Origin of the sequence: Vibrio sp. V09_P4A23P171, assembly GCF_963875615.1 — a bacterium.
GTDB classification, from domain to species: Bacteria; Pseudomonadota; Gammaproteobacteria; order Enterobacterales; family Vibrionaceae; genus Vibrio; species Vibrio anguillarum.
Genome location: NZ_CAWNMR010000048.1, coordinates 1 through 4910 on the forward strand (window position 1 = coordinate 1; position 4910 = coordinate 4910).

7 protein-coding genes are annotated in these 4910 nt (G+C 45.0%); 3 read left to right on the forward strand and 4 right to left on the reverse strand.

The genetic code is table 11. The annotated features are described in order from the left end of the window. From AACT23_RS13615 to arsJ, 3 genes are all read left to right on the forward strand, one after another. On the forward strand, window positions 1–852 hold an 852-nt coding region (locus AACT23_RS13615; RefSeq protein WP_141195564.1), incomplete at its 5' end, for an ArsJ-associated glyceraldehyde-3-phosphate dehydrogenase. A 12-nt stretch (window positions 853–864) separates the two neighbouring features. Then, window positions 865–1362 (forward strand): cyclin-dependent kinase inhibitor 3 family protein, encoded by a 498-nt coding sequence (locus tag AACT23_RS13620; RefSeq protein ID WP_094129684.1) that lies wholly within the window; start codon window positions 865–867, stop codon window positions 1360–1362. A gap of 49 nt (window positions 1363–1411) precedes the next feature. Beyond that, window positions 1412–2638: an organoarsenical effux MFS transporter ArsJ gene (arsJ, locus tag AACT23_RS13625; protein WP_170935150.1), complete on the forward strand. Its 1227-nt coding sequence runs from the start codon at window positions 1412–1414 to the stop codon at window positions 2636–2638. 134 nt (window positions 2639–2772) lie between these two features. On the opposite strand, the gene AACT23_RS13630 is transcribed toward arsJ, so the two are convergent. The 4 genes from AACT23_RS13630 to AACT23_RS13645 form a co-directional block, all read right to left on the reverse strand. Then, window positions 2773–3243, reverse strand: coding sequence for an arsenate-mycothiol transferase ArsC (locus tag AACT23_RS13630; RefSeq protein WP_094129690.1), 471 nt, complete (start codon window positions 3241–3243; stop codon window positions 2773–2775). A gap of 329 nt (window positions 3244–3572) precedes the next feature. Next, on the reverse strand, window positions 3573–3800 hold the full coding sequence (locus AACT23_RS13635; RefSeq protein ID WP_094129694.1) for a hypothetical protein: 228 nt from the start codon (window positions 3798–3800) through the stop codon (window positions 3573–3575). A gap of 47 nt (window positions 3801–3847) precedes the next feature. Then, window positions 3848–4216, reverse strand: coding sequence for a hypothetical protein (locus tag AACT23_RS13640; protein WP_094129697.1), 369 nt, complete (start codon window positions 4214–4216; stop codon window positions 3848–3850). A 30-nt stretch (window positions 4217–4246) separates the two neighbouring features. Then, on the reverse strand, window positions 4247–4910 hold a 664-nt coding region (locus tag AACT23_RS13645; RefSeq protein WP_094129700.1), incomplete at its 5' end, for a WYL domain-containing protein.

Here is a 4910-nt window from a genome sequence, read left to right on the forward strand (position 1 = left end):
ATACAAGGCCGTTGGCATCATGAAGTGACAAGCGACGGTAATGCGATCATTGCCAACGGTCAGGTTATTCGTACCTCACAACAAAAAGCGATCAGTGATGTCGATTGGTCTGGTTGTGATGTGGTCATCGAAGCAACGGGCAAACACCGTAAATCTGAGTTTTTGAATCAGTATTTAGCGCAAGGTGTTAAACGCGTGGTTGTTTCCGCGCCAGTCAAAGAAGATGGGATTGCTAACATTGTGGTTGGTGTGAACGATCACATTTTTGATCCAGAGAAACACCAGATTGTGACCGCTGCGTCTTGTACCACCAACTGCATTGCGCCTATCGTCAAAGTGATTCACGAGCAACTTGGTATTGAACACTCATCGTTTACGACCATTCACGACTTGACCAACACGCAAACCATTTTGGATGCACCGCATAAAGACCTTCGCCGTGCGCGTGCTTGTGGTATGAGTTTGATCCCAACGACCACAGGTTCTGCGAAAGCGATTATCGAAATTTTTCCTGAACTTAAAGGAAAAATTGATGGTCATGCAGTGCGTGTGCCGTTAGCTAACGCCTCATTAACCGACATTATTTTTGATGTTAAGCGTGACACCACGGCTGAAGAGGTGAACGATTTACTTAAAGAAGCGTCGCAGAATGAGCTGAAAGGCATACTTGGTTTCGAAGAGCGCCCTCTTGTTTCTATTGATTACAAAGGCGACCAACGTTCAACGATTGTCGATGCGCTTTCGACTATGGTTGTTGGCAAGCGTATGGTGAAAATCTATGCGTGGTATGACAACGAAATGGGTTACGCAACACGTACCGCAGAACTTGTTCGTAAAGTCGGCCTAGCATAAGGAATCAAACCAATGACACATCCTACGTGGGAACTGCCTGTTGAAGACAATAACGCAGCGTTAATACTGACTCCTTGTCCTGGCACTAAAGAAGCGTCGCTGAGTGACAGTATTGATCAACTAAAGTCTCAAGGTGTAACCATCGTTGTTACGGCACTGAGCACTCATGAGATGCAAGAAAAAGGTGTTGGTGACTTGCCAGACCTTGTTGAGCAAGCAGGCTTGCAATGGTTCCATACACCAATAGAAGATGACTGCGCACCAAACGAAGCGTTTTTGGCTCGCTGGAAACATATATCCCCTTCGTTACACAAAGCTATAGAAAATGGCGAAAAGATAGCGATGCATTGTATGGGAGGATCAGGGCGTACTGGTTTGCTTGCCGCCCATCTCTTGCTAGAGAAAGGCTGGGAGTTGCAAGAAATCATCACTCATGTCCAGTCATTACGACCTGGCGCGTTTACTAAAGATGTACAAGTTGAGTACATCCACCAATTTGCTAATCAATAGAAGCCTTGAAGAGCTGCCTTAGGCGGCTCTTTTTTTAAAGAGAGTGAATATGTTGTCTAAACTCAACCAAAATGTCCGCCAGTACATGTTGGTCACATTTAACTATTGGAACTTCACTGTTACCGATGGCGCATTACGCATGTTGGTGGTGCTCTATTTTTATGATTTGGGGTATTCAACCTTAGAGATCGCCTCCCTGTTTCTTTTTTATGAATTCTTTGGCGTCGTCACTAACCTCATCGGTGGCTGGCTAGGTGCTCGTCTTGGGTTGAACCGAACGATGAATATCGGTTTGGGAGTGCAAATCATCGCTCTGTCAATGCTGGCTGTCCCTGCAAGTTGGCTCTCGATTCCATGGGTCATGGCGGCACAAGCCTTGTCAGGTATTGCCAAAGACCTAAACAAAATGAGTGCGAAAAGCTCCATCAAAACCTTAGTGCCAGAGAATGCGCAAGGAGCATTGTATAAGTGGATCGCCATACTTACAGGCTCTAAAAACGCGCTAAAAGGTGCAGGATTTTTCTTAGGTGGTGCGTTGTTATCGATGATTGGCTTCCAATATGCGGTAGCTGCGATGGCTGGTGTTCTTTTACTGGTCTTTATCGGCAGTGTGATTAGCCTTAAATCCGACCTGGGCAAAGCGAAAAATAAACCTAAGTTCTCTGAAATTTTTTCCAAATCTAGCAGCGTAAACATTCTATCCGCTGCTCGTATGTTCCTGTTTGGTGCGCGTGATGTTTGGTTTGTGATTGCACTGCCTATCTATCTGGGATCTGTGTTTGGATGGGATCATAGCGCCGTAGGTGGATTCCTGGCTATTTGGGTGATTGGTTACGGAATCATTCAAGGAATTGCACCAAAGATAACAGGCAGTAAATCGGGGCATACTCCAGATGGTAAAGCCGCGATAGTGTGGGCGTTGGTATTGTCTATAGTGACTGGCGTAATTGCTTACAGTGTTCAGCAGCAATGGCACCCAGAAGTGGTTATTGTCGTTGGATTGATGATTTTTGGTGCTGTGTTTGCTGTGAACTCATCACTGCACTCATACTTAATTGTCAGCTATGCCAAGGGCGATGGTGTGTCTCTGGACGTCGGTTTCTACTACATGGCAAACGCAATGGGGCGCTTGATAGGGACGATTCTATCTGGATGGGTGTTCCAAATGTGGGGGTTCTCAGCCTGTCTATGGGTATCCTTTGCCTTCTTAGCATTAACGACCATTATTTCGTTTTGGCTGCCTATAGGTACAAATCAAAAACTGGCTCAGCAATAAATAAAACTAAGCAGATTTGTTCACCAATGCCAGCTACGATTGCTGGCATTATTTTTTAACCTCAAGTCATCGAATAAGCGAGAGCTGTAAAAAACGTTAATGAAGTAGTATCAGTTCGTTACGTATACACTTATCTACATTGATTTCAGATCGAGCACATGCTGTTTTATTTCTTCAGAATCGAGATTTTGAAAATCGATGTTTGCAAGAGCTCCAATTCTTCGTTTTAGAGAGGAGTATACTTTATCGCACTGCTTGTTAAATTCGGAGACTGAAGCTTCATCATTAGGCAATGGCTCAAGATCCCAAGCAACACGAATACCAGCAGATAACCAGTTTGGGCAAGTTTCATTGTGCATTGTGTCACACACAGTAATTATTAGATCTGGATGGAAGCTAAGCCTTTCTTCCCATGACGTACTGTGAAACTCAGAGGCATCAAAGCCATGCATTTCAAGGTATTGTGCAATACGAGGATTGATCTGACCCTTAGGATGGCTACCACCACTTGCGATTTGGAAATTTTCAGGCAGGTATTTTTTTGCAATTGCTTCAGCCAAAATGCTTCTGCTTGCATTATGTTTGCACACAAATAATATTTTCATCAATTGCCCTGTAGATGTTTAGGATTACTAAATTCGACATTTATCATACTTTCATTACAGTTTGTTGACTATTGAAAATAGGCATGAGCTAACTCATGGAAATACGCTGAGAAAGCGAGTCGTCTGCACTATCAATCAATATTGCGCAATAAATTTTGCCATACTTTAGATAATTGATGGTTCAGTAAATTAGCAGGAAGTATAAAACAGTTCTGTCCAAAAATGAGTTTAGAAGGCTAGTTTATTGATTGTGCCGCTTGTGCATTGAGACAAAAAAAGAATGGGGAGCGTGATTGCTCCCCATTGTCATTTTACCACTGCTGGTGGCATTACTTTTCTTTGATGGCTTCACAGCCTTTAGGAACGGCGATGGTCGATACATCCTTCCCAGACTCTTTTGCCGCTTTCACATCCAATTTGTATTGAGTACATTTGCCTACATTGACGTTGACGGCTCCCGAATCCGCGGATGGGTTGCCGCCCAGCGTTCCACCAGCAAATGCGGAAGAGGTTGAGAAAACTAACGCTGTTGCAATAAGTAGAGATGACTTGTTCATAGTTGATCCTTACGAGTTGGTTGAGTGTATTATTTGGGAATTGAAAGTTAGAAGGTGTAGACAAAGGTGCCAGCGCTGGAGGTGACTTCGATTTCTTTCACGCTGTCTACGGTGCAGTTGTTGCTGTATCCGGTGTAGGTTTGGCCGAACTTCAATGAAACGTTTCTTGATAGCTCTGAGGTAGTCCCCGCAGGTAATCGGCAGTTGCCACGGTTAATCACTACATTGCTAATTACGGTGTTGTCGGTGATAGCTTGAAGGTCAAAGACCAAAGTTCCCCAGTGGGGGTTAGCCGATATCGACACTTCAATATCAGCCGTTGCTGCTTGAGTCTCGTCCTGGTCGCTACAAGCGGTGAGTCCGATAAACAGCACGCTCATAGCGGCGTATCGGAGTAGAGTGTTGGTTAATGTCATAACGGTGCTCTCCTTATCGGTGAGTGAAATTCAGGACGCACTGACTCCATCGTGTTCACGCATGAACCGCTCAAGATTGAAATCAGTCGGATAGGTAAAAGAAAACGTCGATACACTGGCCTCATCAATCAAAGGCAAGGCTAGGGTGCGTATCGTGTGTTGACCGGATAATCGAAAGAGCAGCAAGAGCGCGTCACACTGAACCGAGAGTCCCAGTGGCTCAATGAGCGCCTTCTCTTGCTGCAATACTTGGCTAGATATCTTGAGCATACGGTTGTGCAATAATGCCGTGTGTACCGCATTCAACACTTGCCGTTGCTCGTCACTCCACTCGCGAATAGTGGGCAATGCTACATGTACTTTGGCTAACCATGCTTGCTCTTTTGACTGTGCTGAACCCTTGTGTGAAAAGGGTTTGTCTCTCTCCGAGGAGGACCCTTGCCCGTAATTCAGTGCATCAGGAACCAGCGGTAGTAAGTACTTGTTGGTCAGTTGCCAATAGAGCATTTCCTGCTTGTTGAGTTTCAGTAATTGCTCTGAGGTTTTCCGATAAACATGGGGCATGCTCATCGAATCACACTCCACGTTAAACACCTCCACAATGACTTCATCGAGGTAGCGTTTAATGCTGCGAGTGGTGCGGTGGATATCGAGTAGGGCTAACTGCTGCTGCAACTCCCTAACGGTAATCCAT